This window comes from Streptomyces sp. NPDC020958 (assembly GCF_055562175.1).
In genome coordinates, this window is record NZ_JBVHFU010000003.1 from 128,648 (window position 1) to 155,100 (window position 26,453).

Genomic DNA, 26,453 nt, shown 5'->3' on the forward strand with positions numbered 1-26,453 from the left:
GCTCAACTCCCCATGCCCGAGCTGGTGTTCTTCTCCGGAACGATGGACTGCGGGAAGTCGACGCTGGCTCTGCAGATCGAGCACAACCGATCGGCGCGCGGCCTCGTCGGCATGATCTTCAGCCGTGACGATCGCGCGGGCCACGGCAAGCTCTCCTCCCGCCTCGGACTGGTCACCGACGCCGTGGAGGTCGAGGACGAGCAGGACCTGTACGCCTACCTGGTCGACCATCTCTCCCAGGGCGGCCGGGCCGACTACGTCATCGCCGACGAGGCGCAGTTCCTGGGACCGGAGCAGATCGACCAGCTCGCGCGCGTGGTCGACGATCTCGGTCTCGACGTCTACGCGTTCGGTATCACCACCGACTTCCGTTCCAAGCTGTTCCCCGGCTCCCAGCGGCTGGTGGAGCTGGCCGACCGCGTCGAGGTTCTCCAGGTCGAGGCGCTGTGCTGGTGCGGCGCCCGCGCCACCCACAACGCCCGCACGGTCGGCGGCGAGATGGTCGTCGAGGGCGCCCAGGTTGTCGTGGGGGACGTCAACGAGGCGGCCGGGAAGGTGGGTTACGAAGTGCTCTGCCGACGCCACCACCGGCGCCGGATGACCGCCGCGTCGGCCCGCGCGGCGGCCCTGTCCCCGGACGTGCTCCCGGTCACCACGTAGGACGCCGGTACCGGCCCGTCACCGCGGGTCCTCGATCAGCGAGAAGACCGCGCCCTCCGGATCGGCCACCGTGGCGACCCGGCCGTGCGCGCTGTCCCGGGCCGGCTTCAGGACCTGCCCGCCCAGCTCGGCGACCGCACGCAGGGTCGTGTCAAGGTCGGCCACCTGGAAGTACGTCAGCCAGTGCGGTCCCCGGTCCCGGGGCAGCGAGAGGCCGACGCCGTGGATGCCGGCCACCGGGCGGCCCCCCACGTGCAGGGTCACGTAGTCGAAGTCGGCGGACACCACCGGCTCCTCCTCGTAGCCGAACACCGTCTCGTAGAACTTGGCGACGCTCGACGTCTCGAAGGTGAGCAGCTCGTCCCAGACCGGTGTGCCCGGAACCCCGGTCAGGGAGGTGAGGAGGTGGGCCGAGGCCTGCCAGATGCCGAACACCGCGCCCGAGGGGTCACTGGCGATGGCCATCCGCCCGGCCTCGGCCGCGTCGAGCGGACCGACTCCCACCGTGCCCCCGCACAGCCGGGCCGTCTCCGCCGTCAGATCCACGTCGTGCGAGGCGAAGTACGGCGTCCAGGCGATCGGCAGCCGCAGGTCCGGCGGCAGCTGACCGATGCCCGCGACCTCCCGCCCGTCGAGCAGGGCCCGGACGTAGGGGCCGAGCTGCTGCGGGCCGGGCTCGAACTCCCAGCCGAACAGCGCTCCGTAGAACTCCTCGGTCGTGGTCAAGCCGTGCACCATCAGACTCACCCAGCAGGGGGTGCCGGGCGCGCGCCGAGCGTGCGTGCCGTTCGGGCCGGCCGATCCCCGTACCTCGGTCATCGTCACTCTCTCCTCGGCCCCTCGCGGTGGCCGTGTCGCTTCCGTTCCGCGGACGGGTCGCACCCCGACCGCGGACACGCCCCGTACCGATGCCCGCACCGTCCGTGGCGGCCTGTGGCCACGGCTGTGGGGCGGCCTCGCCGCGGGGATGCCTCGTCTGCCGCTTCCCGCCCGTCCCGGTCGATCGCCGGGGGGCGTCCATCTGCTGTACAGCATGTGCCCGATCCCGTACACCAGGTGATCGAGCCTGCCCGGCCGAGCAGAGTAGTCGTACCTGGACGCGGCGGCCACCCCTGGCGTAAGGATGGGGCCATGGAAGCCATCATCACCGCAACCGAACTCGCCGACGCTCTGACCGGGCCGAACCCGCCCGTCCTGCTGGACGTCCGCTGGCAGCTGACCTCGCCCGGCGCACCGCCGTTCGACGGCCGGGCCGCGTACGCGGAAGGCCACCTGCCGGGCGCGGTCTTCGTGGACCTGGACGGGGAACTCGCCTCCGCGCCCGGCGAGAACGGCCGGCACCCGCTGCCCGACCTGGCCGTCTTCGGCGCGGCGATGCGCCGCGCGGGCGTCTCGGCGGGCCGCCCGGTCGTCGTCTACGACGGGGGGCCGGGCTGGGCGGCCGCGCGCGCCTGGTGGCTGCTGCGCTGGACGGGTCACCCGGACGTGCGGGTCCTCGACGGCGGGTTGCCGTCCTGGGAGGGCGCTCTTTCGACCGACGCGGTCACGCCGGTCCAGGGTGACTTCGAACCGGCGCCCGACGCGGCCGGGTTGCTCGACGCCGACGGGGCGGCGGCGCTGGCTCGCTCGGGTGTGCTGCTCGACGCCCGCGCGGGGGAGCGGTACCGGGGTGAGGTGGAGCCGATCGACCGGGTCGGCGGGCACATCCCGGGCGCCGTGTCGGCGCCCACCGCCGAGAACGTCGGCCCGGACGGCCGGTTCCTGCCCGCCGCCGAACTCCAGGGCCGGTTCAAGGGCTTGGGCGCCACGCAGGGGGCGGCGGTCGGCGTGTACTGCGGTTCGGGCGTCTCCGGCGCCCACGAGGTGCTCGCGCTGGCCGTCGCGGGCATCCCGGCGGCGCTGTACGTCGGTTCGTGGTCGGAGTGGACCGCCGACCCGTCCCGTCCGGTCGTGGTCGGCCCCGACCCGCAGTAGGGCGACGGGAAAGCGGGGGGCACGCGCGCGTGCCCCCCGCTTTCATACGGTCGTAAGACCTGTTCTCGCCCTCGCGCCTACTCCTGCTTCTTGCGGCGCGTGCCGAAGACGATCTCGTCCCAGCTCGGCACGGCGGCCCGGCGGCCCGGGCGGACGCCGTCGGCCTCGGCCTGACGGTCGGTGGCACCGACCAGCCGGTCGCGGTGGCTGCCGACCGAGCGGGGCATGAGGACGTCGGCGTAGGCGGAGCCGGCCGAGGCCGCGGGGGCCGGCGGCTCCTCGGCCACCGGTTCCTCGACGGCCTCCTCCAGCGGCTCCACCGGGCGCTCCGGGACCACCAGGTCACCCCGGAAGCTCGGTACCGCCTCCAGCAGGCTGGTCAGCGAGTCGCGTTCACCGGCCGTCTCCTCGACCGGCTCGGCCGCCGCGGGCAGGCTCGGCCGCTCGCGGTCACCGGGACGGTCCAGCGGTCGGTCGCGCGGCAGCCGTGCGATCCGGGGCACGAACGGAAAGCTGGGCTCCGGAACGGCGAGGTCGTCGGACTCGCCGATCAGTGAGCGGGCCTCGTCGTCGACCGCCTGCACGAGCCGCCGGGGCGGGTCGTAGGTCCAGCTCGCCGAGTGCGGTTCACTCGCGACCCGGTAGACGAGGAGGACCTCCCAGGTGCCGTCGTCGCGGCGCCAGGAGTCCCACTGCACGGTGTCCTTGTCGGCACCGCGCAGCACCAGCCGTTCCTGTACGGCCTCGCCGAGCAGCGGACCGGAGTTCTCACCGGGCCGGCGGACGGGCGTCTTGCGCGCCCGCTCGGCCATGAAGGCGCGCTCGGCCAGTACCGGACCCTCGAAGCGCCGCACCCGGTCGACGGGGATCCCGGCGAGCTGCGCGACCTCTTCCGCCGTCGCGCCCGCACGTATCCGCGCCTGGATGTCTCGGGGCCGCAGATGGCTCTCGACCTCGATCTCGATCTGCCCGAGCCGGGGCCGGTCGCCGCGTACGGCGGCACGGAGCCGTTCGTCGATCGGAAGGGTGTACTCCGTAGAGTCGGCAGCCTTGAGCACCAGCCGTGTGCCGTCATTGGAGACGGCCACGACACGCAGTTCGGGCATGGGGACCTCCCGGGTGGTGCCTGCCGACGTCACGTGCGTCGCTGCTTCCGCTAGTCGAGTGTGGCCTGCCCGGGTGCAGCCTGCCACAACCTTGCCGAGTTGCCCGGCGTGTCGGGCGCAGGCCCTGGAACGCCGTTATGGCACGGTTACCTATTCGCAACGCTAAGTGACCAACTCCGTCACCCTGTGCAACGAGCCCCCCTCCCGGTGGTCCTGCAAGGCCCCGGACACCCTGGCGGGAGACCGGACCCAGGGCTCGCAACAGTACTCCATTCGGGCCACGTGCGTGGATTGGCGCGCCGCCGAACTTCTTGCAACAACCGCTCTCTCACCCTCGGTTGCCCGGTTCCGGGGATCTTGAACGTGGCGTAGTTCACCCAATCCACAGAAACGGAACCAATGGTTTCGTCCGTACGTCCTTTTCTTGTGCAGTCGGTCGAACAAGCAGGGGAAGGGCAGGCAAGGTTCAGGAATGCGTGAAAGGCCCGGTTCCGGTGTCGAGACCAGTACGGGGGAGGAGGTGACGGGACGTCCGAAGCGGATCGAACTCAGCGTGCCCCAGGTCGCGGGCAGTGCGGTGGCCGCCGTGGTGGCCGCCAAACTCGCGTCCTCCTTCGGGGTGTACGGCACGATCCTCGGTGCCGGCGTCGTGAGCGTGATCGCCACCTGCGGCGGCACCCTGTTCCAGCACTTCTTCCAGCGCACCGGGCAGCAGTTCCGCGACGCGACCGGGCCCGCCAGGCAACGGGACCCGGAGCCCGCGGCGCCCGGCGCGTTCACCGAGGGCACCGTCTACCGCGCCCGGGTGCGGACCTGGCGCCGTCCGCTGGTCGCGGCCGCGCTGGTGTTCGCCGTGACCTTGGCCGGCATCACCACCTGTGAACTGGTCTCCGGCGGCAGCTTCAGCGGCGGCTCCGGTACGACGGTCAGCGGCGCCGTCACCGGCGGGACCAGGCCGTCCGGGGCGTCGGGATCCTCGCGCACCCCGGCCTCGTCCGCCCCGAAGTCCGGGCAGGGCAGCACCGCTTCGCCGGGTCCCTCGCCCTCGTCCCCGGCGCCGGACGGGTCTTCGAAGAGCCCGGACCAAACGCCCGCCGGCGCCGGGACCACGACACCGGCGCCCGTCACGAGCGGGGACCCGAACGCGACTCCCGCGCCCACCGGTTCCCCGGCTACTGCCCCAGGATCCTCCGCAGATAGTCGTTCTGGAACAGCCGGTCCGGGTCGAGCCGGTCCCGCAGCGCCGTGAACTCACCGAAGCGGGGATAGACCTCCGCGAAGTAGTCCGCGTCGCGGGTGTGCACCTTGCCCCAGTGGGGACGCCCCTCGTGCGCGGTGAAGATCCGCTCGGCGACCGTGAAGTACGCCTGGTAGGGGGTGCCCCGGAACATGTGTACGGCGATGTAGGCGCTGTCGCGGGCGGAGGCGGTGGACAGCGCGATGTCGTCGGCGGGGGCGGTGCGGACCTCGACCGGGAAGTTGACCCTGAGACCGGAACGGTCGACGGCCGCCTTCAGTTCCCGCAGCGTGTCCACCAGCGCCTCACGCGGAACGGCGTACTCCATCTCCACGAAGCGCACCCGGCGCGGGGATGTGAAGACCTTGTAGGGAATGTCCGTGTAGGTCCGCGCGGACAGTGCCCTGCTGGAGATCCGGGCGATGGCGGGCACCACGGCGGGGGCCGCGCGGCCGACCAACTGAGCGGCGTGGAAGACGCCGTTGGAGAGGAACTCGTCCTCGAACCAGCCGGCGAACTGCCCCACCGGCTGCGGCGGGCCCGCGCTGCGGTTGTTGCGCTTGGTGTTGGTGTTGCCGGTGTGCGGGAACCAGTAGAACTCGAAGTGCTCGTTCTCGGTGCGGAGCTGGTCGAACTCGGCGAGGACGCGGTCCAGGGGCATCGGCTCCTCGCGCGCGGTGAGCAGGAAGACCGGCTCCACGGCGAAGGTGATCGCGGTGACGATGCCGAGGGCGCCCAGGCCGATCCGGGCGGCCGCGAAGACCTCCGGATTCTCCTTCTCGGAGCAGGTGAGCACGGAGCCGTCGGCGGTCACCAGTTCGAGTTCCCTGATCTGGGCGGCGAGCGAGGCGGACTCCCGGCCGGTGCCGTGGGTGCCGGTGCTGGTGGCCCCGGAGACCGTCTGCTCCATGATGTCGCCCATGTTGGTCAGCGACAGTCCCTCACGGGCCAGGGCCACATTGAGCCTCTTGAGCGGGGTGCCGGCCTCGACCGTGACGGTCATCGCCTTGCGGTCGATGGTGCGGATGCCCGTCAACAGCTGAGGGCGGATCGAGACACCGTCGGTCGCGGCGATCGCGGTGAAGGAGTGGCCGCTGCCCACCGCCTTCACCTTCAGGCCCTCCTGTGCCGCCTGCCGCACGGCCGCGGCCAGCTCGTCGACGGAGGCGGGCGTGACCTCCCGCGCGGGGCGAACGGTGACGTTCCCGCCCCAGTTACGCCACGTGCCGCTCCTGCCGCTCGCTGTACTGCTCAACGGTGCCTCCCCGACGCGTGACCGGCCTGTCGAGCCGGCGGTACCCGAGGAAACCGACCGCGACCGCGACGGCCCCGGACACGGCCGGGACCCCGTACCCCGCACGGGCGCCGGCCGCGTCGATCACCCAGCCGGCGACCGAGGAGCCGAGCGCGACCCCGACCGCGAGGCCGGTGCTCACCCAGGTCATGCCCTCGGTGAGCTTCGCGCGAGGTACGTGCTCTTCGATGAGGGACATCGTCGTGATCATCGTCGGTGCGATGGACAGGCCCGAAACGAACAGCGCCACGGCCAGAAGCGGCAAGTTTCCGACCAGTAGGAGGGGGATCATACTCACGGCCATCGCACATATGCCCAGCAGCCACCTGCGTTCCGGCCTGCCCGCGAACCGCATCAGGCCGAAGACCGCCCCGGCCGCGCAGGAACCGGCCGCGTACAGGGCCAGGACCACGCTGGAAGCGCCCTTGTGGCCGCGTTCGTCGGCGAAGGCGACGGTCACCACGTCCACCGCCCCGAAGATCGCCCCGGTGGCCACGAAGGTCGCCACCAGCACCTGGAGGCCGGACACGCGCAGCGCCGAACCGCCGCCGTCGTGCTCGCGCGGGTGCGGCTGCGGTTCGGTGGCCCGCTGGGCGGTCAGCCAGAAGACGCCGGCCGCCAGGAAGCAGGCGGCCAGCAGCGGTCCCGCCTCCGGGAACCAGGCCGTGGACAGACCGATGGAGATGATCGGCCCGAAGATGAAGCAGACCTCGTCGACGACGGACTCGAACGAGTAGGCGGTGTGCAGCTGCGGGGTGCCCCGGTACAGGACCGCCCAGCGGGCCCGGATCATCGCGCCCAGGCTCGGCACCGCGCCGATCCCGGCGGCGCACACGAACAGCGCCCAGTCCGGCCACCCGTAGTGCGCGGCGAACAGCAGCCCGGCCGCCGCCGCGAGCGCGAGCAGCGTCGCGGGGCGCAGCACCCGGCGCTGGCCGTACTGGTCGACCAGCCGGGACACCTGCGGGCCGATCGCGGCGGCGGACAGCGCGATGGTCGCGGAGAGCGCGCCCGCGAGGCCGTACCGCCCGCTGAGCTGGGAGACCATCGTGACCACGCCGATGCCCATCATGGACAACGGCATCCGGCCGACGAAGCCCGCGGCGGAGAAGCCCTTCGTGCCGGGTGCGGCGAACAGGGCGCGATAAGGGCTGGGCACGGGGACTCCGACGGCTGGGTAAGGCGTGACTGCGGCTGATACAGCTTACGAGTGGGAGCGCCCCGACGCACCCGGTCGGCGTCCGGGATAAAGCTCCCGAATCCGACTCTTCACCCTCCTGTTTCCGGGTCGTCAGTGCCGGGTGGCAGGATCGGCTCATGTCAGACGCGCTCGATGCCACCCCCTACGACGCCCTGCTCCTGCTCTCCTTCGGCGGCCCGGAAGGCCCGGACGACGTGGTCCCGTTCCTGGAGAACGTGACCCGCGGGCGCGGTATCCCGAAGGAACGCCTCAAGGAGGTCGGGCAGCACTACTTCCTGTTCGGCGGAGTCAGCCCGATCAACGACCAGAACCGCGCCCTGCTGGACGCCCTGCGCAAGGACTTCGCCGAGCACGGCCTGGACCTGCCGATCTACTGGGGCAACCGCAACTGGGCGCCGTACCTCACGGACACCCTGCGCGAGATGGTCGCCGACGGCCGCCGGCGCATCCTGGTGCTCGCCACCAGCGCCTATGCCTCCTACTCGGGCTGCCGCCAGTACCGCGAGAACCTCGCCGACTCGCTGGCCGCGCTGGAGGCCGAGGGCCTGGAACTGCCGAGGATCGACAAGCTGCGGCACTACTTCAACCACCCCGGCTTCCTCGCCCCGATGATCGACGGGGTGCTCGCCTCGCTCGCCGAGCTGCCCGAGGACGTCCGTGCGGGCGCCCACATCGCGTTCACCACCCACTCCATCCCGACCGCGTCCGCGGACACCTCCGGCCCCGTCGAGGCGCACGGCGAGGGCGGCGCGTACGTCGAGGAGCACCTGGACGTGGCCGAGGTGATCGCCGACGCCGTCCGCGAGCGCACCGGCGTCGACCACCCCTGGCGGCTCGTCTACCAGTCCCGCTCGGGCGCCCCGACCATCCCGTGGCTGGAGCCCGACATCTGCGAACACCTGGAGGAGCTGCACGGCGCGGGCGTCCCCGCCGTCGTCATGGCCCCCATCGGCTTCGTCTCCGACCACATGGAGGTCCTCTACGACCTCGACACGGAGGCCACGGCCAAGGCCGCGGAGCTGGGCCTGCCGGTACGGCGCTCCGCGACCGTCGGCGACGACCCGCGGTTCGCCGCCGCGATCCGTGACCTCGTGGTGGAGCGCGCGGCCACGGAGCGCGGCCGGGAGGTCACGCGGTGCGCCCTGGGCGCGCTCGGCGCGAGCCACGACCTCTGCCCGGTCGGCTGCTGCCCCGCCCGCGCTCCCCGGCCGGCCGCCGCGGGCGCCGACAGCCCCTACGCGTGAGGAGCCCCGTGACCGACGCCCCGTACTCGGACCTGCTGGACCTCGCCCGGGAGGCGGCCGCCCGCGCGGGCGAGCTGCTGCGGGACGGCCGCCCGGCCGACCTGTCCGTGGCCCGTACGAAGTCCAGCCCGATCGACGTCGTGACCGAGATGGACATCGCGGCCGAGAAGCTCATCACCGACCTGATCTCCGCCCACCGGCCCGACGACGGCTTCCTCGGCGAGGAGGGCGCGTCGACGCCGGGCACGAGCGGGGTCCGCTGGGTGATCGACCCGCTCGACGGCACGGTCAACTATCTGTACGGCCTGCCGACCTGGGCGGTGTCCATCGCCGCCGAGCAGGACGGGGAGACCGTGGTCGGGGTCGTGGCGGCGCCGATGCGGGGCGAGACGTACCACGCGGTGCGCGGCGGCGGGGCCTGGGCGACCGGGGCGTGGCGGGGCGAGCGGGCGCTGGCCTGCCGGCCGGCCGCGCCGCTGGCCGAGGCCCTGGTCTCCACGGGCTTCAACTACGTGACGGACGTCCGCACCCACCAGGCCGAGGTCGCCGCCCGGCTGATCCCGCTGCTGCGCGACATACGCCGCGGCGGTTCGGCGGCGATCGACCTGTGCGATCTGGCCTGCGGCAGGCTGGACGGGTACTTCGAGCGCGGCCTGAACGCGTGGGACTGGGGCGCGGGCGACCTGATCGCGCGGGAGGCCGGTGCCCTGACGGGTGGCCGCCCCGGAGAACGCCCCTCCCGGGACCTGACGGTCGCGGGCACCCCCGGGGTCTTCGAGCCCCTCCAGCGTCTCCTGGAGGACTTCGGGGCCTGGCACGACTGAGGCCCGTCCCGGACGCGGACCGATCCTGGGAAGATCTTCGCCACGGCGGCCGGACTGGAATCGAACGCCGATGCGCGGGTAGGAGATCACGTACGAGCAGGGCCCCGGCGCTGGATTCGCCGGGGCCCTGCTCGTGTGCCGGTGTGCTGCTGCTGCGGGACTGTCAGACGCTGGTCGCGCCGACTTCCACACCGTGTTCGGCGGCGAGGCGGCGCAGGTCGTCGAGCTCGGCCTGCTCCACTTCGACGAGGAAGTCGTCGCCCTCGTCACGAGCCCGGGTGATGTCGGACTCGGTCGCCTTTATGCGCTGCAGAAGTCCTGTCGTGAATGCGTCCATGCTGCGCCCCCTCGTCCTGGGTCGTGGGTCGGTGGCACGGGGAAGTGCCGGTCGGGAAGGGACGATCACGTCTTGGCGGGTGCCCAGCGCTGCCCTGCTGGGCGGCGACGGTGCCGGACACCCCCGTCGTCCACTCTGCTGTAGCGGCGACGTACGTACCGCATGGTGCTGCGGCACATGCAGAGCGTGATCGCGGGGTGTACATGCGGTCCTCCCCCCGCTCCCCTCCGTGGAAACCTCAACCGCAGGAGAAAATCTGGCATTCCCGCCCCGCGGCATCCGATCCGACGGTCCCGGCCCCCGTCTTACTGCCGACTTATGGCCGAAAAGGGCAGGATGGAGGCACCACACCCCATGCAGACCCCCGCCCGGGTGCGCCTGGTGCGCGCTACGCGGGTGGACAGAGGAAGGACAAGCGACGTGCGCGTACTCGTCGTCGAGGACGAGCAACTGCTCGCCGATGCGGTGGCCACCGGACTGCGCCGGGAGGCCATGGCCGTCGACGTCGTGTACGACGGTGCGGCCGCCCTGGAGCGCATCGGCGTCAACGACTACGACGTGGTCGTCCTCGACCGGGACCTCCCCCTCGTGCACGGCGACGACGTCTGCCGCAAGATCGTCGAACTCGGCATGCCCACGCGCGTGCTCATGCTCACCGCGTCCGGCGACGTCAGCGACCGCGTCGAGGGCCTCGAGATCGGCGCCGACGACTACCTCCCCAAGCCCTTCGCGTTCAGCGAGCTCATCGCCCGCGTGCGCGCCCTCGGCCGGCGTACCAGCGTGCCGCTGCCGCCCGTCCTGGAGCGCGCCGGCATCAAGCTCGACCCGAACCGCCGCGAGGTCTTCCGGGACGGCAAGGAGGTCCAGCTCGCTCCCAAGGAGTTCGCCGTCCTGGAGGTGCTGATGCGCAGCGAGGGCGCGGTGGTCAGCGCCGAGCAGCTCCTGGAGAAGGCCTGGGACGAGAACACCGACCCCTTCACCAACGTGGTGCGCGTGACCGTGATGACCCTGCGCCGCAAGCTCGGCGAGCCCCCTGTGATCGTCACCGTCCCCGGCTCGGGTTACCGGATCTGATGAACGTGGCGACCACTCCCGCACCCCCGCAGGCCCCCCCGAAGCCCACCTGGGACCCCAGGAGACCCCAGCCGGTCTTCCCGTGGCTGCGCCCGACCATCCGGATACGGCTCACCCTGCTGTACGGCGGCATGTTCCTGATCGCCGGCATCCTGCTGCTGTCGATCATCTACCTGCTCGCCGCGCAGGCGATCAGCACCGGCAACCAGCCGCTGTTCAAGATCGTCGGCTACGACAAGCTGTCGGTCTCCAGCGACAACTGCCCCGCGATCAACATGGCCGGCTCCAGCTCCCTGTCGCTGGGGGACTTCAACAGCGCGATCGCCCAGTGCGTGGACCACCAGCGGCAGGCGGCCCTGGACAACCTGCTCAGCCGCTCGCTGCTCGCCCTGCTGGGCCTCGCCGTGATCGCCTTCGCGTTCGGCTACGCGATGGCCGGCCGCGTGCTGTCCCCGCTCGGCCGGATCACCCGGACCGCCCGCGCGGTGGCCGGCTCGGACCTGTCCCGCCGGATCGAGCTGGACGGCCCCGACGACGAGCTGAAGGAACTCGCGGACACCTTCGACGACATGCTGGAGCGATTGCAGCGGGCCTTCACCGCCCAGCAGCGCTTCGTCGGCAACGCCTCGCACGAACTGCGCACACCCCTGGCGATCAACCGGACGCTCCTTGAGGTGCACCTCTCCGACCCTGGCGTCCCCGTGGAGCTCCAGCAGCTCGGCAAGACGCTGCTGGCCACCAACGAGCGCAGTGAGCAGCTCGTGGAGGGCCTGCTGCTGCTCGCCCGCAGCGACAACCAGATCGTCGAGCGCAAACCCGTCGACCTGGCCGAGGTGGCCACCCAGGCCGTCGACCAGGTGCACGCCGAGGCGGAGGCCAAGGGAGTGACGATCAGGGGCGTACGGAAACCGGCCGTGGTCCAGGGCAACGGCGTGCTGCTGGAGCGGATCGCCCTGAACCTGCTGCAGAACGCGGTGCGCTACAACGTGCCCGAGGACGGTTGGGTCGAGGTCACCACCGACGTGCAGCACGGCCAGGCGGTACTCTCCGTGTCGAACACCGGTCCGGTGGTGCCGGCGTACGAGATCGACAACCTCTTCGAGCCCTTCAGGCGGCTCCGTACCGAGCGCACGGGCAGCGACAAGGGCGTCGGCCTCGGCCTGTCCATCGTCCGCTCCGTGGCGCGGGCGCACGGCGGTCACATCGCCGCCCAGCCCCGCGAGGGCGGAGGGCTCGTGATGAGGGTCACGCTGCCCGTCTGATGGCGTTACAAGATCGCGACACACGCGAGGGATGTTCGCTTTGCGCTGAATTTTCGGACGGCGTGGCGCGTCGCCGTGTGTGTGATCGATCACAGGGGCGGATTTCCGGTCATCTACTCTCAGTGATCATGGCCGGGGGAATAAAGGCGGGAAAATCCCTGTTTTCAGGGGTCTTGATCACGGGAAGTACAGGGTGAGGCGCCTTTGAGGTGTCTCATGAGGACCGTGTACGGTCCCCATCGCCATTCAACCTGATCACTCTTGAGGGGTCCGGTTGGGTGTCGATTGAGTAACAGACCTTGATGTGAGGCAAAATCTCCGCCTCGGGTCGGGCACAAGTCCGGCCTCTCACGCGTTACGTGCGCTGGAGACACCGCAGACACCCAGAGGGGGAGAGCGACATGGCAACCGATTACGACACTCCACGCAAGACCGACGACGACGTCGACTCGGACAGCCTTGAAGAGCTGAAGGCCCGGAGGAACGACAAGTCGACGTCCTCGGTGGACGTCGACGAGTTCGAGGCCGCGGAAGGCCTCGAACTTCCCGGCGCGGACCTCTCGAACGAGGAACTGGCCGTCCGGGTGCTGCCCAAGCAGCAGGACGAGTTCACCTGCATGAGCTGCTTCCTGGTGCACCACCGCAGCCAGCTGGCCCGCGAGAAGAACGGTCAGCCGATCTGCCGCGACTGCGACTGAGAGCGGGTCGGGCATGACTGGCTCGACCCCACCTCGGAAGCGCCGTTTCCCTCTACGGGGAGCGGACTCGGGGCCGTCCGACGGCCCACGCGCGCGTGACGTCGAGCGGGGCTCGTCCGATCCGGGAGCCTCGCTCGAACCGGCGGCCGACCGGGGTGACCTCCCGGCGCCGTCGGAGCAGCCCGCGCCCGTCGCCAGGCGACGGGCCGCGGTCATCCGCGGCAGGGCCGTGGAGATGGCCCGGGAAGGGGCCCGTAAGGGCGGCAGCCGGGCGAAGGCGGGGCTGGCGTACCTGGCGGACCGGATCATCGAGATCGCCCCGCGTGTCCCCGTACGTGACCTCGCGACCCTGCGCCGGCAGTTCCCGGGCCTCGGGCCCGAGCAGCTCGCCGACAAGCTGGTGGCAGGCGCCGCTGGCGCGACCTCGGCGGTCGGGGCCGGGGTCGGTGCGGCGGCGATGCTGCCGGTGCCGCCTGCGATGCCGACCGAACTGGCCGCGGAGATCACCGGCGTCGCGGCGATCGAGCTCAAGCTGATCGCCGAACTCCACGAGGTGTACGGCGTGCGGCCGCCGGGGAACCTGAAGGCCCGCAGCACCGCGTATCTGTCCTCCTGGTCGGGGGAGCGCGGGATCGACGTGATGAGACCGTCGTCGGTCAACAACGCCCTCGGCGGGCAGATGAAGCGCGAACTGCGCCAGCAGATCATGAAGCGGATGGTCCGGGACCTGCCCAACCTGATGCCGTTCATGGTCGGCGCCGCGGTCGGTGCGGTCATGAACCGCCGGGACACCAGGAAGCTCGCGGCGCGGATCCGCAGAGACCTGAGGAAGATCCAGGTGCCCTGGGAGGAACTGCCGGAGCTGCCGCCGCTGGAGAAGCCGGCCGAGCCGCTGCCGATCGCCGAGCTGCCGGAGGACTTCGGCGCCTGACGCCCGCCCCGGGCCCGTCACACCCGTCACACCTGCGTGGTCCTCACGCCTGCGCGGTCTTCGCCGCCTCGATCGCCGCCGCCAGGGCCTCCGGCTGCCTCGTCGACAGGTACAGGTAGGGCGTCGGGTCCTGCGGGTCCGTGACCTCCACGCGCAGCGCCGTCGGGATGTAGGCGCGCAGCAGCAGGAACGCGCGCACGTCGGCTTTGTAGGTGCGCCAGGCGCGCGTCTCCTCGGGGTCGAGGACGTGCGCCTCGCCAAGGGCCGACACCGGGATCTTCGCCTCGCCCGCGATCAGCGAGTCGCCCACCACCCGGATCCGCTGGGAGCCGTACGAGCTGGCCACCACCGCTGCCGCCGCCGTGCCGCCGGCCAGGCCGCCGAGCGCCGGCAGCGTGCCGAAGGGCAGCAGTATCAGGGCGAAGGAGACACCGACCAGAAAACTGATGAACCACCACGACCGCGGGGCGGTGAGGCGTTCTTCGTACGGGGTGGCGGAAAGCTGCATGGAGCAAGCTTGGCACGGTGTCCGGATTCCCCGGACGCGCGGGTAAGGTCTGCGGCTGTGAGTGGTAGTTCCGCAGCTCTTCAGCCTCCCGCCAGTGCCCGGAAACCGGAGCGGCATCCCGATGCGCCCGCGCCCGGCGAGCTCATCGGCGCACACTACGAACACTGTTTCGGATGTGGGCACGGGCAGGCGCACGGGCTGCACCTGGAGGCACGGGCCGGCGAGGGGGTCTCGCTGACCGCCGAGTTCACCGTGCGCCCCGCTCACCAGGGCGCCCCGGGTCTCGCGCACGGCGGGGTGCTCGCCACCGCCCTCGACGAGACGCTCGGCTCGCTGAACTGGCTGCTGCGCAGGACCGCTGTCACCGGACGCCTGGAGACCGACTTCGTACGGCCGGTGCCCGTGGGCACCACGCTCCACCTGGCGGCCGAGGTCGTCGCCGTGGCCGGCCGGAAGATCTACTCGACCGCCACCGGCCGCATGGGCGGCCCCCACGGGCCCGTCGCCGTCCGCGCCGACGCCCTCTTCGTCGAGGTCCCCCTCGCGCACTTCACCGACCACGGCCGGCCGGAGGAGATCCAGGCCGCCATGAACGACCCGGACCGGACCCGGCGCGCCCGCGCCTTCGAGGTGAACCCGTGAGCCCCGCTCCCCTGAACGTCCTGCTGCGCCGTGTCGACCCCGACGTACCGCTCCCGGCGTACGAGCACCCGGGTGACGCGGGCGCCGATCTGCGCACCACCGAGGCGTGCGAGCTGGCGCCGGGTGAACGGGCCGTGCTGCCCACGGGGGTGTCGATCGCCCTCCCGGACGGGTACGCGGCCTTCGTGCATCCCCGTTCGGGGCTCGCCGCCCGGTGCGGTGTGGCCCTCGTGAATGCCCCGGGGACGATTGATGGCGGGTACCGTGGGGAGATCAAGGTGATCGTGGTGAATCTCGACCCGCGCGAGGCCGTGCGGTTCGAGCGCTTCGACCGGATCGCCCAACTGGTCGTCCAGCAGGTCGAGAGGGTCCGCTTCCAGGAGGTGGCGGAACTTCCCGACTCGGCGCGGGCCGAGGGGGGCTTCGGGTCCACCGGCGGTCATGCCGCGGTGGGCGACGTGAGCGGCACAAGCGGTCAGGCCGCCGAGGGCGGTCGGACGGGTGGGAATCGATACGCTTCGGTCGTATCCGACCGGGAAGGACAGTGACGTGTTCGGACGTCGCAACAAGAAGGGTGCCGCCGAGGACGCGGCCGGCGAGGCCGAGCAGGTCGTCGACAACGTCGACACCGAGGCGGACGAGGAAGAGGGCGAGCGCGAGCGCGTACGCCTGGAACCGGAGCCCCGGCCCGACGGGCCGTGGGACGCCAGTGAGGTGCGCGACCCCGGCGAGGGCCGGGTGGACCTCGGCGGTCTGTTCGTGCCCGGAGTGGACGGCATGGAGCTCCGGGTCGAGGTCGCGGGAGACGCGATCGTCGCGGCGACCGTCGTCCTGCGCGACAGCGCCGTCCAGTTGCAGGCCTTCGCCGCGCCCAAGCGCGAGGGCATCTGGGGCGAGGTGCGCGAGGAGATCGGCTCCGGCATCACCCAGCAGGGCGGCATCGTCGACGAGGTCGAGGGTCCGCTGGGCTGGGAGCTGCGGGCCCAGGTGCCGGTGCAGCTGCCGGACGGCACCAGTGGCTTCCAGGTCGTGCGGTTCGTGGGTGTGGACGGGCCGCGCTGGTTCCTGCGCGGGGTGATCTCGGGGCAGGGGGCGGTGCAGCCGCAGGCCGCCGGGCTCCTGGAGCAGATCTTCCGGGACACCGTGGTGGTCCGCGGCGAGGGCCCGATGGCGCCCCGCGACCCGATCGTCCTGAAGCTGCCGAACGACGCCCAGATGGTCCCCGAGGGCGTCCAGCAGGAGGAGTCCTCGCGCTTCTCCGGGGGCATGGGCCAGCTGCAGCGCGGACCGGAGATCACCGAGGTCCGCTAGGGGCCGCGCCCGACGGGACCGTTCGAGAGCCGCATCCTTCGGGGTGCGGCTCTTTTCGCGTCGGGCGCCCGTACGCGCGGCCATCAGGGTTCCGTCAAGGATGCCCCTGGCCCCCGCCTTCCGTCCGGCCCGCCGGGACCGTTGGCCGTAAGGTCGACGCTGCGTAGGCGGCAGTTACGGGAAGACAATGGGACCATGGCACGCGGCAAGCTTCGGATCTACCTCGGTGCGGCACCGGGCGTGGGCAAGACCTACGCCATGCTCTCCGAGGCGCACCGGCGCGTGGAGCGCGGCACCGACTGCGTGGTCGCCTTCGTCGAACACCACGGTCGCCCCCGCACCGAGGTGATGCTGCACGGCCTGGAGCAGGTTCCGCGCCGGGAACTGGAGTACCGCGGCGCCGCCTTCACCGAGATGGACGTGGACGCCGTGCTGCGCCGCGCCCCTGCGGTCGCCCTGGTGGACGAACTCGCCCACACCAACGTCCCCGGCTCCCGCAACGCCAAGCGCTGGCAGGACGTCGAGGAACTGCTCGCGGCCGGCGTCGACGTCGTCTCCACCGTCAACATCCAGCATCTGGAGTCGCTCGGCGACGTCGTCGAGGCCATCACGGGCGTACGCCAGCGCGAGACGGTGCCCGACGAGGTGGTACGGCGCGCGGACCAGATCGAACTGGTCGACATGTCACCCCAGGCACTGCGCCGGCGCATGGCACACGGCAACATCTACCAGCCGGACAAGGTCGACGCGGCCCTGTCCAACTACTTCCGGCCCGGCAACCTCACCGCCCTGCGCGAACTCGCCCTGCTGTGGGTCGCGGACCGGGCCGACGAGTACCTGAAGCAGTACCGCAGCGAGCACCAGGTGTCGGCGATCTGGGGCTCCCGGGAGCGGATCGTCGTCGGGCTCACCGGCGGCCCCGAGGGGCGCACGCTGATCCGGCGGGCCGCCCGGCTCGCCGAGAAGGGCGCCGGCGGCGAGGTGCTCGCCGTCTACATCTCCCGCAGCGACGGACTGACCTCGGCCTCCCCGAAGGAACTCGCCGTCCAGCGCACCCTCGTCGAGGACCTCGGCGGCACCTTCCACCACGTCGTCGGCGAGGACATCCCGGCCGCCCTCCTCGACTTCGCGCGCGGGGTCAACGCCACCCAGATCGTCCTCGGCTCGTCACGCCGCAAGGCCTGGCAGTACGTCCTCGGACCCGGCGTCGGCGCCACCGTCGCCCGGGAGTCGGGACCCGACCTGGACGTCCACATCGTCACCCACGGCGAGGCGGGCAAGGGCCGCGGGCTGCCGGTGGCCCGGGGCGCCCGGCTCGGGCGCGGCCGGATCATCGCGGGCTGGGTGGTCGGCCTGGCCGGCCCGGCCGTCATGGCGGTCCTGCTGAACACCGTCAACCTGGGCCTCGCCAACGACATGCTGCTGTTCCTGACCCTCACGGTCGCGGCGGCGCTGCTCGGCGGGCTCTTCCCGGCGCTGGCCTCGGCGGCCTTCGGCTCGCTGCTGCTCAACTACTTCTACACCCCGCCCCTGCACCGGCTGACCGTCGCCGACCCGAAGAACATCGTCGCCATAGTGATCTTCTTCGGGGTCGCGCTGTCGGTCGCCTCGGTCGTGGACCTGGCCGCCCGCCGCACCCACCAGGCCGCCCGGCTGCGCGCCGAGTCCGAGATCCTCTCCTTCCTCGCCGGCAACGTGCTGCGCGGCGAGACCAGCCTGGAGGAACTCCTCGAACGGGTCCGGGAGACCTTCGGCATGGAGTCCGCGGCCCTGCTGGAGCGGGCGGGCGACGTCGAGCCCTGGACCTGCGCCGGACGGGCCGGCTTCGGACCCGCCCTGGAGCGGCCCGAGGAGGCCGACGTCGACATGCCCGTGGGCGACCACATGGCCCTCGCGCTGACCGGCCGGGTGCTGCCCGCCGAGGACCGCAGGGTGCTCGCCGCCTTCGCCGCCCAGGCAGCCGTCGTCCTGGACCGCAGGCGCCTCCAGGAGGAGGCCGAACAGGCCCGCGCGCTCGCCGAGGGCAACCGGATCCGCACCGCGCTGCTGGCCGCCGTCAGCCACGACCTGCGCACGCCGCTGGCCGCGATCAAGGCGGCGGTCACCTCGCTCCGCTCGGACGACGTGGCCTGGTCCGAGGAGGACCGGGCGGAGCTCCTCGAAGCCATCGAGGAGGGCGCCGACCGGCTCGACCACCTCGTCGGCAACCTGCTCGACATGTCCCGCCTGCAGACCGGCACCGTCACCGCGATCGTCCGTGAGATCGACCTCGACGAGGTGGTCCCGATGGCGCTGGTCGGCGTCCCCGAGGGCAGCGTGGACCTGGACGTGCCCGAGACCCTGCCGATGGTCGAGGCCGACGCCGGGCTGCTGGAGCGGTCGGTGGCCAACCTGGTCGAGAACGCCGTCAAGTACAGCCCGCACGACCGGCCCGTGCTCGTCTCCGCCAGTCCCCTCGCGAACCGCGTGGAGGTGCGGATCGTGGACCGCGGGCCCGGCGTGCCCGACGACGCCAAGGAGCGCATATTCGAGCCCTTCCAGCGTTACGGTGACGCTCCGCGCGGCGCCGGGGTCGGACTCGGGCTCGCGGTCGCCCGCGGCTTCGCCGAGGCGATGGGCGGCACCCTCGACGCCGAGGACACGCCGGGCGGCGGGCTCACCATGGTCCTGAGTCTGCGCGCGGCGGGATCGGCCGCCGCGGCGGAGGCGGGGGAGACGAGGGAGAGGGTGAAGGCAGTGGCGGAACCGGAAAGGCAGGTCTCATGACCCGTGTGCTCGTGGTCGACGACGAGCCGCAGATCGTGCGCGCCCTCGTGATCAACCTCAAGGCGCGCAAGTACGAGGTCGACGCGGCCCCCGACGGCCGTACCGCCCTCGAACTCGCCGCCTCCCGCCACCCCGACGTGGTCGTCCTCGACCTCGGCCTGCCGGACATGGACGGCGTCGAGGTGATCAAGGGGCTGCGCGGCTGGACCCGGGTGCCGATCCTGGTCCTGTCTGCCCGCCACTCCTCCGACGAGAAGGTCGAGGCGCTCGACGCGGGCGCCGACGACTACGTCACCAAGCCCTTCGGGATGGACGAGCTGCTGGCCCGCCTCAGGGCCGCCGTACGGCGCGCCGAGCCCGTCGCCGGGGGCGGCGAGGACGACGTCCTGGTGGAGACCGAGGGGTTCACCGTCGACCTGGCCGCGAAGAAGGTCAACCGGGCCGGCCGCGACGTCCGGCTCACGCCGACCGAGTGGCACCTGCTGGAGGTCCTGGTCCGCAACACCGGCCGGCTCGTCGGCCAGAAGCAGCTGCTCCAGGAGGTGTGGGGACCGTCGTACGGGACGGAGACCAACTACCTGCGGGTGTACATGGCCCAGCTCCGCAGGAAACTGGAGACGGACCCCGCGCACCCGAAGCACTTCATCACGGAGCCGGGGATGGGGTACCGGTTCGAGAAGTGAGGCGGGCTTTCGGGGGACGGAGTGAGATGGCCTACGGCGGTGTCCGTGGGCCCCGGTAGGCTTTCAGACATGAGTGCTGTTCCTCGTTCCGAAAAGCCGGCCGGCCGGTTCCGGCGCATGCTCGACCGGCTCTCCTCGTCGCAGGAGGACCTGGAGTCGGAGGAGCTGCGCGAGGACGCCGACACGACCGGATGCACCCGGATCGGTGACTGTCAGGACCGGCAGATCGTCACCGTTACTGGTACCTTGCGCACGGTCACCCTACGACCGCGAGCCGGAGTCCCGGCCCTGGAGGCCGAGCTGTTCGACGGCTCCGCCGCCCTGGACGTGGTGTGGCTCGGCAGGCGCTCCATCGTCGGCATAGAACCGGGGCGCAGGCTGATCGCATCGGGCCGGATCTCGCTGAGCCGGGGCCGCCGGGTGCTGTTCAACCCCAAGTACGAACTGAGACCCCTCGGTAGGGAGTAGCCGGTGACGTCGCTCGACAAGCCGACCGAAGACACGCAGGCTCAAGGCGATGCGCGGGCGGTGACCGAGGCCGCGCTGTTCGAGGCCTTCGGCGGGGTGCGCGGCATGGTCGAGACGGTGCTGCCCGGCCTGCTGTTCGTCACGATCTTCACCATCAACAAGGACCTGCACTGGTCGGCGATCGCCGCCCTCGCGGTCTCCGTGGTGCTGGTCGTGGTGCGGCTCGCCATGAGGGACACCGTCAAGCACGCCTTCAGCGGTGTCTTCGGCGTCGCCTTCGGTGTCGTCTTCGCGATGATGACCGGCAACGCCAAGGACTTCTACCTCCCCGGCATGCTCTACACGCTGGGCCTGGCGCTGGCGTACATCATCACGACCCTGTGCGGGGTCCCCCTGATCGGCCTGATCCTCGGCCCGGTCTTCAAGGAGAACCTCTCCTGGCGCACCCGCAACCCGGGCCGCAAGACGGCGTACGCCAAGGCCAGCTGGGCGTGGGGCCTGATCCTGCTCGCCAAGTGCGCGATCCTCTTCCCGCTGTACTGGTGGGCCAACACCGCCCAACTGGGCTGGGTACTGGTCGCCTTGAAGATCCCGCCGTTCCTGCTCGCCGTCTGGCTCACCTGGGTCTTCCTGGCGAAGGCACCGGCTCCGATCGACGTCTTCGCGGAGATGGAGGCGGAGGAGAAGGCCGAGGAGGAGCGCAAGGCCGCCCTTGCGGCGGAGCAGGGTGAGCCCTCCGCCGGACGCCACCGCAAGTAGCCGGACACGGAGAAGGGCGCCCTCCGCGGCGGAGGGCGCCCTTCTCCCGTACCCGCCCCGCGTCAGCCGTCCTCGCGCCGTACCGACAGCAGGTCCTCCAGCTGCTCCTCGCGGGCCTGGGCCGCCACGAAGAGGAGTTCGTCGCCCGCCTCCAGGGAGTCCTCCCGGGAGGGGGTGAGCACCCGGGTACCCCGGATGATCGTGACCAGGGAGGTGTCCTCGGGCCACGCCACGTCACCGACCTGGGTGCCGGCCAGGGCCGACTCCTCCGGGAGGGTGAGCTCGACGAGGTTGGCGTCGCCGTGGCTGAAGCGCAGCAGGCGGACCAGGTCGCCGACGCTCACCGCCTCCTCGACCAGCGCCGACATCAGACGCGGTGTGGAGACGGCGACGTCCACGCCCCAGGACTCGTTGAACAGCCACTCGTTCTTGGGGTTGTTCACCCGGGCGACGACGCGCGGAACGCCGTACTCCGTCTTCGCGAGCAGCGAGACGACCAGGTTCACCTTGTCGTCACCGGTCGCGGCGATCACGACGTTGCAGCGCTGGAGCGCGGCCTCGTCCAGGGAGGTGATCTCGCAGGCGTCGGCCAGCAGCCACTCCGCCTGGGGGACCCGCTCCACCGAGATGGCGGTCGGGGCCTTGTCGATCAGCAGGATCTCGTGGCCGTTCTCCAGCAGCTCGCCCGCGATGGAGCGGCCGACGGCACCGGCCCCGGCAATGGCGACCCTCATCAGTGACCGCCCTCCTCTTCCGGACCCCCGGCGAAGGCGGCCTCGACCTTGTCGACGTCGTCCGTCCGCATCATCACGTGCACCAGATCGCCCTCCTGCAGCACCGTCTGCGAGGTGGGCAGCATCGCCTCCCCGAGCCGGGTCAGGAACGCCACCCGGACCCCGGTCTCCTCCTGCAGCTTGCTGATCTTGTGCCCGACCCACTTCGGGGAGGCGTGCACCTCGGCGAGCTGCACCCCGCCGGTGGGATCGCGCCACAGCGGCTCGGCGCCCGAGGGCAGCAGCCGACGCAGCATCTGGTCGGCGGTCCACCGGACGGTGGCCACGGTCGGGATGCCGAGGCGCTGGTAGACCTCGGCGCGCCGCGGGTCGTAGATCCGGGCGGCGACGTTCTCCACGCCGAACATCTCGCGCGCGACCCGCGCCGAGATGATGTTCGAGTTGTCACCGCTGGAGACGGCGGCGAAGGCGCCGGCCTCCTCGATGCCCGCCTCGCGAAGGGTGTCCTGGTCGAAGCCGACCCCGGTGACCCGGCGGCCGCCGAACCCCGGTCCCAGCCTGCGGAAGGCGGTGGGGTCCTGATCGATCACGGCGACCGTGTGCCCCTGTTGCTCCAGGGTCTGGGCGAGAGCGGAACCCACTCTGCCGCAGCCCATGATGACGATGTGCACGACCGTCCTTCCGGTGTCCAAAAGTTACTGCTCAGCCACATCAGGGTCTCAGACCGAGCCCCAAGCTACACACGCACGGTCCCGGCCGGGCACCCTTCGGACACGCTCACCGGCGAGTGATGCTGCGCACGCTCCACGCGGTGAGGATTCCGAGGCCGACGAGGGCGACCGCGGCGCCGATCAGCTCAGCGGCAGCGGGCATATGACCTCCGAAGTGCGATGACAGGCGGGATCTGTCATCTAGGCACGGATCGGGCGTAGGCTGCGGAATCCGCAGTTACCTGCGTCTCCTTTTTCACCCGTGAGGCAGATCCGGCCCCGCGGCTGGAGACCTGCCACGCGGAAGGCCTACGATCCTCTCTCGTGTCCAAACTGACCGACGTGCCCAAACGGATCCTGATCGGGCGCGCACTGCGCAGCGACCGGTTGGGCGAAACGCTCCTGCCGAAGCGCATCGCACTCCCCGTCTTCGCTTCCGACCCGCTCTCCTCCGTCGCCTACGCGCCGGGGGAGGTCCTGCTGGTCCTGTCCATCGCGGGCGTGTCGGCCTACCACTTCAGCCCCTGGATCGCCGTCGCGGTCGTCGTGCTGATGTTCACGGTGGTCGCCTCCTACCGGCAGAACGTGCACGCCTACCCGAGCGGCGGCGGTGACTACGAGGTCGCCACCACCAACCTCGGCGCCAAGGCCGGCCTCACCGTCGCCAGTGCCCTGCTCGTCGACTACGTCCTGACCGTCGCGGTCTCCATCGCCTCCGGCATCGAGAACCTGGGCTCCGCGATCCCCTTCGTCGTCGAGCACAAGGTGTTCTGCGCGGTCACCGTGATCCTGCTGCTCACCCTGATGAACCTGCGCGGCGTGAAGGAGTCCGGCAAGCTCTTCGCGATCCCGACGTACGTGTTCGTCGGCGGCGTCTTCGTCATGATCGCGTGGGGTGCCTTCCGCGGCCTGGTCCTCGGCGACACGATGCGCGCCCCGACCGCGGATTACCACATCAAGGCGGAGCACCAGGGCCTGGCGGGCTTCGCGCTGGTCTTCCTCCTGCTGCGCGCGTTCTCCTCCGGTTGTGCCGCGCTCACCGGTGTCGAGGCGATCTCCAACGGCGTCCCGGCCTTCCGCAAGCCGAAGTCGAAGAACGCGGCGACCACCCTGGCCATGATGGGCCTGCTGGCCGTCACGATGTTCTGCGGCATCATCGCGCTCGCCATGACCACCAAGGTCCGCATGGCCGAGAACCCGGCCACCGACCTCATCCGCAACGGGGTCCCGATCGGCTCCGGCTACGTCCAGAACCCGGTCATCTCCCAGGTCGCCGAGGCCGTCTTCGGCAAGGGCAGCTTCCTGTTCGTGCTGCTCGCCGCCGCCACCGCCCTCGTCCTCTTCCTCGCCGCCAACACCGCGTACAACGGCTTCCCGCTGCTCGGCTCGATCCTCGCCCAGGACCGCTACCTGCCGCGCCAGCTGCACACCCGCGGCGACCGGCTCGCCTTCTCCAACGGCATCGTGCTGCTCGCCGGCACCGCCGCGCTCCTGGTGGTCATCTACGGCGCCGACTCGACCCGTCTCATCCAGCTCTACATCGTCGGCGTGTTCGTGTCCTTCACGCTCAGCCAGACCGGCATGGTCCGGCACTGGAACCGCCACCTGGCCACCGAGCAGGACCCGGCCAAGCGCAGCCACATGATGCGCTCCCGCGCGATCAACGCCTTCGGAGCCTTCTTCACCGGCCTGGTGCTGGTCGTCGTCCTGGTCACGAAGTTCACCCACGGCGCCTGGGTGGCGCTGCTCGGCATGTGCATCTTCTACGCCACGATGACCGCGATCCGTAAGCACTACGACCGGGTCGCCGAGGAGATCGTCGCCCCCGAGGAACCCGACGACGACCTGGCCCGTCCCTCCCGGGTGCACTCCGTCGTCCTGATCTCCAAGATCCACCGCCCCACCCTGCGTGCCCTCGCGTACGCCCGGCTGATGCGCTCCGACACCCTGGAGGCGCTCACCGTCAACGTCGACCCGGCCGAGACCAAGGCGCTGCGCGAGGAGTGGGAGCGGCGCGGGATAGACGTGCCGCTCAAGGTCCTCGACTCCCCGTACCGCGAGATCACCCGGCCGATCATCGAGTACGTCAAGGGCCTGCGCGCCCAGTCCCCGCGGGACGCGGTCTCCGTGATCATCCCGGAGTACGTCGTCGGCCACTGGTACGAGCACATCCTGCACAACCAGAGCGCCCTGCGCCTGAAGGGCCGGCTGCTGTTCACGCCCGGCGTGATGGTGACCTCCGTGCCCTACCAGCTGGCGTCCTCCGAGGCGGCGAAGAACCGGGCCCGCAAGCGCCAGGAGTGGAACGCCCCGGGTGCGGTGCGGCGCGGTCCCGCCGAGCACCGGCCGAAGGAGCACAGCGGGAGCTGACCGGGGGGTCCGGGCGACCGCGTAGACTGGTGGGCTGTCGTCGGTCCGCGCCCGGACCGTTCCCCCCTCCCCTCGATCTGGAGTCATCCCGCCATGCAGGCAGAACCGAAGAAATCGCTGGTGGGGACGGAGTACGAGGTCGAGGTCGGCCCGGTCGCGCACGGCGGGCACTGCATCGCCAGGACCGCGGAGGGCCAGGTGCTGTTCGTCCGGCACGCGCTGCCCGGCGAGCGGGTCGTGGCGAGGGTGACCGAGGGCGAGGAGGGGGCCCGCTTCCTGCGCGCGGACGCGGTCGACATCGTGGACGCGTCCAAGGACCGCGTCGAGGCCCCCTGCCCCTACGCCGGACCCGGCCGCTGCGGCGGCTGCGACTGGCAGCACGCCAAGCCGGGCGCCCAGCGCCGCCTCAAGGGCGAGGTGATCGCCGAACAGCTGCGGCGGCTCGCGGGCCTCACGCCCGAGGACGTCGGCTGGGACGGCACGGTGATGCCCGCCGAGGGCGACAAGCTGCCGGCGGGTGAGGTGCCGCAGTGGCGGACCCGGATGCAGTACGCCGTCGACGCCGACGGCAACGCGGGACTGCGCAGGCACCGCTCGCACGAGGTGGAGCCCATCGAGCACTGCATGATCGCGGCGCCGGGCGTCAGCGAGCTGGGCATCGAGGAGCGCGACTGGTCCGGCATGGCCTCCGTGGAGGCGATCGCCGCGACCGGCTCCCAGGACCGCATGGTGATCCTGGAGCCCCGTCCCGGCGCCCGCCTGCCCCTCGTCGAACTCGACAGGCCGGTCTCGGTCATGCGGGTCGACGAGCACGACGGCGGCATCCACCGCGTCCACGGCCGCGCCTTCGTCCGCGAGCGCGCCGACGGCCGCACCCACCGGGTCGGCAGCGGCGGCTTCTGGCAGGTCCACCCGAAGGCGGCGGACACCCTGGTCACCGCGGTCATGCAGGGCCTGCTCCCGCGCAAGGGCGAGATGGCGCTGGACCTGTACTGCGGGGTCGGCCTCTTCGCGGGGGCCCTTGCGGACCGTCTCGGCGAGAAGGGGGCGGTGCTCGGCATCGAGTCCGGCAAGCGAGCGGTCGAGGACGCGCGCCACAACCTCGCGGACTTCCCGCGGGTCCGCATCGAACAGGGCAAGGTCGAGTCGGTCCTCCCGCGCACCGGTATCACCGAGGTCGACCTCATCGTCCTCGACCCGCCCCGCGCGGGCGCGGGCCGCAGGACGGTGGAACACCTGACGTCCCTGAGCGCCCGCCGCATCGCCTACGTCGCCTGCGACCCGGCAGCCCTCGCCCGCGACCTGGCGTACTTCCGGGACGGGGGGTACCGGGTGCGGATGCTGCGGGCGTTCGACCTGTTTCCGATGACGCATCATGTGGAGTGCGTGGCCATTCTTGAGCCCGTAGCAAAGGGCTCCTGACCTGCTGATTGTCTGATTCCCCAGGTTGCGGGCGGGTTGTGCCGACCTGTTTCTGCAGGCCCACCGGGTGGAGCATGTTGCCGGTTTCCGTCACGTGCCTCACCTGCGGTTTCGTAGTGGGGCGTGGGTCGAGAACGCTCTGTCCCAACGCCGTCAGGGACGGGTTCGGAAATGTCTTGACGCTCGTTCGACGCTGTTTCTGACGGCGCGTGAGGTGGTCGTCCTGGATCAGCTAGCG

Annotated in this window: 26 protein-coding genes; 17 read left to right on the forward strand and 9 right to left on the reverse strand. The window is 71.3% G+C overall.

All coding sequences use genetic code 11. The annotated features are described in order from the left end of the window. Positions 1-12: 12 nt before the first annotated feature. Entirely contained in the window at positions 13-660 is a 648-nt protein-coding gene (locus ACZ3KP_RS10865) for a thymidine kinase (RefSeq protein WP_132893540.1), read from the forward strand. 18 nt (positions 661-678) lie between these two features. Here the strand turns inward: ACZ3KP_RS10865 and ACZ3KP_RS10870 are convergent, their stop codons facing one another. Then, complete coding sequence (locus ACZ3KP_RS10870; RefSeq protein ID WP_358979574.1) at positions 679-1,479, reverse strand: VOC family protein; 801 nt, start codon at positions 1,477-1,479, stop codon at positions 679-681. A 312-nt stretch (positions 1,480-1,791) separates the two neighbouring features. Here ACZ3KP_RS10870 and ACZ3KP_RS10875 point away from each other — a divergent pair, with 312 nt between their 5' ends. Beyond that, positions 1,792-2,634: a sulfurtransferase gene (locus ACZ3KP_RS10875; RefSeq protein ID WP_467498271.1), complete on the forward strand. Its 843-nt coding sequence runs from the start codon at positions 1,792-1,794 to the stop codon at positions 2,632-2,634. A 77-nt stretch (positions 2,635-2,711) separates the two neighbouring features. On the opposite strand, the gene sepH is transcribed toward ACZ3KP_RS10875, so the two are convergent. From sepH to ACZ3KP_RS10895, 4 genes are all read right to left on the reverse strand, one after another. Beyond that, on the reverse strand, positions 2,712-3,740 hold the full coding sequence (gene sepH / locus ACZ3KP_RS10880) for a septation protein SepH (protein ID WP_467498273.1): 1,029 nt from the start codon (positions 3,738-3,740) through the stop codon (positions 2,712-2,714). A gap of 792 nt (positions 3,741-4,532) precedes the next feature. Further along, the gene (locus ACZ3KP_RS10885) at positions 4,533-4,901 is read right to left on the reverse strand and encodes a hypothetical protein (RefSeq protein ID WP_467498275.1); all 369 of its coding nucleotides are present in this window, start codon (positions 4,899-4,901) and stop codon (positions 4,533-4,535) included. 11 nt (positions 4,902-4,912) lie between these two features. After that, positions 4,913-6,232, reverse strand: coding sequence for a D-arabinono-1,4-lactone oxidase (locus ACZ3KP_RS10890; protein WP_467498276.1), 1,320 nt, complete (start codon positions 6,230-6,232; stop codon positions 4,913-4,915). Next, positions 6,192-7,430, reverse strand: a complete 1,239-nt coding sequence (locus tag ACZ3KP_RS10895) for an MFS transporter (RefSeq protein WP_467498278.1) — start codon at positions 7,428-7,430, stop codon at positions 6,192-6,194. Before ACZ3KP_RS10895 ends, ACZ3KP_RS10890 begins: the two co-directional genes overlap by 41 nt. A 158-nt stretch (positions 7,431-7,588) precedes the next feature. Here ACZ3KP_RS10895 and ACZ3KP_RS10900 point away from each other — a divergent pair, with 158 nt between their 5' ends. Both ACZ3KP_RS10900 and ACZ3KP_RS10905 read left to right on the forward strand, forming a co-directional pair. Further along, positions 7,589-8,716, forward strand: a complete 1,128-nt coding sequence (locus ACZ3KP_RS10900; protein ID WP_467498280.1) for a ferrochelatase — start codon at positions 7,589-7,591, stop codon at positions 8,714-8,716. An 8-nt stretch (positions 8,717-8,724) separates the two neighbouring features. After that, positions 8,725-9,540 carry an inositol monophosphatase family protein gene (locus ACZ3KP_RS10905; RefSeq protein WP_467498282.1) on the forward strand — a complete coding sequence of 272 codons (816 nt, stop codon included), beginning with the start codon at positions 8,725-8,727 and terminating at the stop codon, positions 9,538-9,540. 163 nt (positions 9,541-9,703) lie between these two features. On the opposite strand, the gene ACZ3KP_RS10910 is transcribed toward ACZ3KP_RS10905, so the two are convergent. Further along, on the reverse strand, positions 9,704-9,877 hold the full coding sequence (locus tag ACZ3KP_RS10910) for a hypothetical protein (protein ID WP_165939545.1): 174 nt from the start codon (positions 9,875-9,877) through the stop codon (positions 9,704-9,706). Positions 9,878-10,297: 420 nt separating this feature from the next. Here ACZ3KP_RS10910 and ACZ3KP_RS10915 point away from each other — a divergent pair, with 420 nt between their 5' ends. The 4 genes from ACZ3KP_RS10915 to ACZ3KP_RS10930 all read left to right on the forward strand — a co-directional run bounded on the left by ACZ3KP_RS10915 (position 10,298) and on the right by ACZ3KP_RS10930 (position 13,842). Beyond that, a complete protein-coding gene (locus ACZ3KP_RS10915; RefSeq protein WP_003993508.1) occupies positions 10,298-10,951 on the forward strand; it encodes a response regulator transcription factor in 654 nt (217 codons plus the stop codon). A 5-nt stretch (positions 10,952-10,956) separates the two neighbouring features. Further along, the gene (locus ACZ3KP_RS10920; protein WP_467498284.1) at positions 10,957-12,213 is read left to right on the forward strand and encodes a sensor histidine kinase; all 1,257 of its coding nucleotides are present in this window, start codon (positions 10,957-10,959) and stop codon (positions 12,211-12,213) included. A gap of 401 nt (positions 12,214-12,614) precedes the next feature. Next, complete coding sequence (locus tag ACZ3KP_RS10925) at positions 12,615-12,911, forward strand: DUF4193 domain-containing protein (protein WP_003997302.1); 297 nt, start codon at positions 12,615-12,617, stop codon at positions 12,909-12,911. Between the two features lie 13 nt (positions 12,912-12,924). Further along, complete coding sequence (locus tag ACZ3KP_RS10930) at positions 12,925-13,842, forward strand: hypothetical protein (protein WP_467498286.1); 918 nt, start codon at positions 12,925-12,927, stop codon at positions 13,840-13,842. A 43-nt stretch (positions 13,843-13,885) separates the two neighbouring features. Here the strand turns inward: ACZ3KP_RS10930 and ACZ3KP_RS10935 are convergent, their stop codons facing one another. Beyond that, positions 13,886-14,350: a DUF3093 domain-containing protein gene (locus ACZ3KP_RS10935; RefSeq protein ID WP_132893522.1), complete on the reverse strand. Its 465-nt coding sequence runs from the start codon at positions 14,348-14,350 to the stop codon at positions 13,886-13,888. A gap of 57 nt (positions 14,351-14,407) precedes the next feature. Between ACZ3KP_RS10935 and ACZ3KP_RS10940 the strand changes: the two genes are divergently transcribed. The 7 genes from ACZ3KP_RS10940 to ACZ3KP_RS10970 all read left to right on the forward strand — a co-directional run bounded on the left by ACZ3KP_RS10940 (position 14,408) and on the right by ACZ3KP_RS10970 (position 20,979). Next, positions 14,408-14,992, forward strand: coding sequence for a PaaI family thioesterase (locus ACZ3KP_RS10940; protein ID WP_467498289.1), 585 nt, complete (start codon positions 14,408-14,410; stop codon positions 14,990-14,992). Then, entirely contained in the window at positions 14,989-15,540 is a 552-nt protein-coding gene (gene dut, locus ACZ3KP_RS10945) for a dUTP diphosphatase (protein WP_358979592.1), read from the forward strand. Before ACZ3KP_RS10940 ends, dut begins: the two co-directional genes overlap by 4 nt. A 1-nt stretch (position 15,541) precedes the next feature. Beyond that, complete coding sequence (locus ACZ3KP_RS10950) at positions 15,542-16,303, forward strand: DUF3710 domain-containing protein (RefSeq protein ID WP_358979595.1); 762 nt, start codon at positions 15,542-15,544, stop codon at positions 16,301-16,303. Positions 16,304-16,498: 195 nt separating this feature from the next. Further along, positions 16,499-19,069: an ATP-binding protein gene (locus ACZ3KP_RS10955; RefSeq protein ID WP_467498292.1), complete on the forward strand. Its 2,571-nt coding sequence runs from the start codon at positions 16,499-16,501 to the stop codon at positions 19,067-19,069. Then, positions 19,066-19,752 carry a response regulator gene (locus tag ACZ3KP_RS10960; RefSeq protein WP_467498294.1) on the forward strand — a complete coding sequence of 229 codons (687 nt, stop codon included), beginning with the start codon at positions 19,066-19,068 and terminating at the stop codon, positions 19,750-19,752. The genes ACZ3KP_RS10955 and ACZ3KP_RS10960 overlap by 4 nt, the downstream gene beginning before the upstream one ends. A 69-nt stretch (positions 19,753-19,821) precedes the next feature. Then, on the forward strand, positions 19,822-20,220 hold the full coding sequence (locus tag ACZ3KP_RS10965) for an OB-fold nucleic acid binding domain-containing protein (RefSeq protein ID WP_132893513.1): 399 nt from the start codon (positions 19,822-19,824) through the stop codon (positions 20,218-20,220). A gap of 3 nt (positions 20,221-20,223) precedes the next feature. Beyond that, positions 20,224-20,979: a DUF3159 domain-containing protein gene (locus ACZ3KP_RS10970; RefSeq protein WP_467498296.1), complete on the forward strand. Its 756-nt coding sequence runs from the start codon at positions 20,224-20,226 to the stop codon at positions 20,977-20,979. 62 nt (positions 20,980-21,041) lie between these two features. On the opposite strand, the gene ACZ3KP_RS10975 is transcribed toward ACZ3KP_RS10970, so the two are convergent. Further along, the gene (locus ACZ3KP_RS10975; RefSeq protein ID WP_132893510.1) at positions 21,042-21,713 is read right to left on the reverse strand and encodes a potassium channel family protein; all 672 of its coding nucleotides are present in this window, start codon (positions 21,711-21,713) and stop codon (positions 21,042-21,044) included. Next, positions 21,713-22,384, reverse strand: a complete 672-nt coding sequence (locus ACZ3KP_RS10980; protein ID WP_089104280.1) for a potassium channel family protein — start codon at positions 22,382-22,384, stop codon at positions 21,713-21,715. The genes ACZ3KP_RS10975 and ACZ3KP_RS10980 overlap by 1 nt, the downstream gene beginning before the upstream one ends. A gap of 363 nt (positions 22,385-22,747) precedes the next feature. Here ACZ3KP_RS10980 and ACZ3KP_RS10985 point away from each other — a divergent pair, with 363 nt between their 5' ends. Continuing rightward, positions 22,748-24,793, forward strand: coding sequence for an APC family permease (locus ACZ3KP_RS10985; RefSeq protein ID WP_467498299.1), 2,046 nt, complete (start codon positions 22,748-22,750; stop codon positions 24,791-24,793). Positions 24,794-24,886: 93 nt separating this feature from the next. Beyond that, a complete protein-coding gene (locus ACZ3KP_RS10990) occupies positions 24,887-26,215 on the forward strand; it encodes a class I SAM-dependent RNA methyltransferase (protein WP_467498300.1) in 1,329 nt (442 codons plus the stop codon). The last annotated feature ends 238 nt before the right edge of the window (positions 26,216-26,453 follow it).

Excerpts from the sequence above, each read along its gene's own strand:
- sepH (WP_467498273.1), bottom strand. The coding sequence starts at position 3,740 with ATGCCCGAACTGCGTGTCGTGGCCGTCTCCAATGACGGCACACGGCTG.
- ACZ3KP_RS10960 (WP_467498294.1), top strand. The coding sequence starts at position 19,066 with ATGACCCGTGTGCTCGTGGTCGACGACGAGCCGCAGATCGTGCGCGCC.
- ACZ3KP_RS10965 (WP_132893513.1), top strand. The coding sequence starts at position 19,822 with ATGAGTGCTGTTCCTCGTTCCGAAAAGCCGGCCGGCCGGTTCCGGCGC.
- ACZ3KP_RS10875 (WP_467498271.1), top strand. The coding sequence starts at position 1,792 with ATGGAAGCCATCATCACCGCAACCGAACTCGCCGACGCTCTGACCGGG.
- ACZ3KP_RS10990 (WP_467498300.1), top strand. The coding sequence starts at position 24,887 with ATGCAGGCAGAACCGAAGAAATCGCTGGTGGGGACGGAGTACGAGGTC.
- ACZ3KP_RS10930 (WP_467498286.1), top strand. The coding sequence starts at position 12,925 with ATGACTGGCTCGACCCCACCTCGGAAGCGCCGTTTCCCTCTACGGGGA.
- ACZ3KP_RS10935 (WP_132893522.1), bottom strand. The coding sequence starts at position 14,350 with ATGCAGCTTTCCGCCACCCCGTACGAAGAACGCCTCACCGCCCCGCGG.
- ACZ3KP_RS10910 (WP_165939545.1), bottom strand. The coding sequence starts at position 9,877 with ATGGACGCATTCACGACAGGACTTCTGCAGCGCATAAAGGCGACCGAG.
- ACZ3KP_RS10865 (WP_132893540.1), top strand. The coding sequence starts at position 13 with ATGCCCGAGCTGGTGTTCTTCTCCGGAACGATGGACTGCGGGAAGTCG.
- ACZ3KP_RS10955 (WP_467498292.1), top strand. The coding sequence starts at position 16,499 with ATGGCACGCGGCAAGCTTCGGATCTACCTCGGTGCGGCACCGGGCGTG.
- ACZ3KP_RS10925 (WP_003997302.1), top strand. The coding sequence starts at position 12,615 with ATGGCAACCGATTACGACACTCCACGCAAGACCGACGACGACGTCGAC.
- ACZ3KP_RS10975 (WP_132893510.1), bottom strand. The coding sequence starts at position 21,713 with ATGAGGGTCGCCATTGCCGGGGCCGGTGCCGTCGGCCGCTCCATCGCG.
- ACZ3KP_RS10900 (WP_467498280.1), top strand. The coding sequence starts at position 7,589 with ATGTCAGACGCGCTCGATGCCACCCCCTACGACGCCCTGCTCCTGCTC.
- ACZ3KP_RS10870 (WP_358979574.1), bottom strand. The coding sequence starts at position 1,479 with ATGACCGAGGTACGGGGATCGGCCGGCCCGAACGGCACGCACGCTCGG.